At 51.6% G+C, this 1,417-nt stretch carries 1 protein-coding gene; it reads left to right on the forward strand.

Annotated elements, in window-relative coordinates; all coding sequences use genetic code 11:
- On the forward strand, positions 1-1,340 hold a 1,340-nt coding region (locus tag ACTHUR_RS11075; RefSeq protein ID WP_440398607.1), incomplete at its 5' end, for a gamma-glutamyltransferase family protein.
- Positions 1,341-1,417 lie beyond the last annotated feature (77 nt).

Here is a 1,417-nt window from a genome sequence, read left to right on the forward strand (position 1 = left end):
GCTTTATGAAAGCAGTGGTCGGCGGCCGTTCGGTCGGTGTGCCGGGGATTCCAAAGCTGCTCGAAGATGTCCACAAGCGTTACGGCAAATTGCCGTGGGCAAGTTTGTTTGAGAAACCGATTACTTTGGCGGAACAAGGTTTTGCTGTTTCTCCGCGTATGGCGAAATCCATCGAGCAAAATTTAGACCCCTTGCAACGTTATCCGCAAACCGCCGCTTACTTCCTGCCTGACGGCAAACCTTTGGCTGCAGGAACGGTTTTGAAAAATCCTGAATTTTCGCGTTCTGTGCGCCTGTTGGCGGAAAAAGGCAGTGCGCCGTTTTATCAGGGAATGCAGGCGCAAAATATTGTCCGTGCCGTTACCGGTGCTGTGGATAATCCCGGCAAAATCAGCATGGCGGATTTGAAAAACTATCAAGTTATCGAGCGTCAACCGGTTTGCGCGCCGTATCGTGAATATGAAGTTTGCGGCATGGGCGCGCCAAGTTCGGGCGCGATTGCTTTGGGTGAGATTTTGGGCGTCTTACAAAATCAGGATATGAGGGCGTTGGGATCGGAAAATATTCACAGTTGGCGCTGGATAGGCGATGCGTCACGGATTGCTTTTGCCGACCGCGATTATTATGTCGGCGATCCTGCGTTTGTGAATGTTCCGACCCGAGCCATGATTTCTCAGGCTTATTTGAAACCGCGTGCCGAAGAAATCCGCAAGGCTGACAAGGCATTGGAAACTATTCAGGCAGGCAAGTTCGGCAAGGAATACGCGCAAGGCATGGCGGTCGAGCTGCCGTCCACCAGCCATTTGGTGGTTGTGGATAAAGACGGCAACGTCGTGTCGATGACGACTTCGATTGAAAACGCGTTCGGTTCGGGGCTGATGGCAAACGGCTATCTGCTCAACAACGAATTAACCGATTTTGCCTTCAATCCTGTCGGAGAGGACGGTAAAACGGTGGCAAACAGCGTTGCCGGTGGAAAACGTCCGCGTTCTTCGATGGCACCGACCATTGTGATGAAAGACGGAAAACCTTATATGGCGGTCGGTTCGCCGGGCGGCAGCCGCATTATCGGTTTCGTCGCTAAAACACTGGTGGCGCATATCGACTGGGGTATGGACATTCAGACGGCAATTTTACTGCCGAATATGCTCAATCGCGGCAGCCAGTATGAAATTGAGGATAAAACAGCGGCTGCGGATAAAGCGGCTGCGTTGGAAAAATTGGGCTACAAAGTCCAAATCCGCGATTTGAATTCCGGCGTACAAGGCATTGTAATCGGCAAAGACGGTTTGCTCGGTGGTGCCGACCCGCGCCGCGAAGGCAAGGTTATGGGCGATTGATATTGTCGGTTTGACATGAAAAAGGCCGTCTGAAACCAAGTTCAGACGGCCTTTTTAGTTTGGGAAAATATATGGAT

The sequence above is a fragment of the Neisseria sp. P0021.S007 genome (assembly GCF_051956855.1).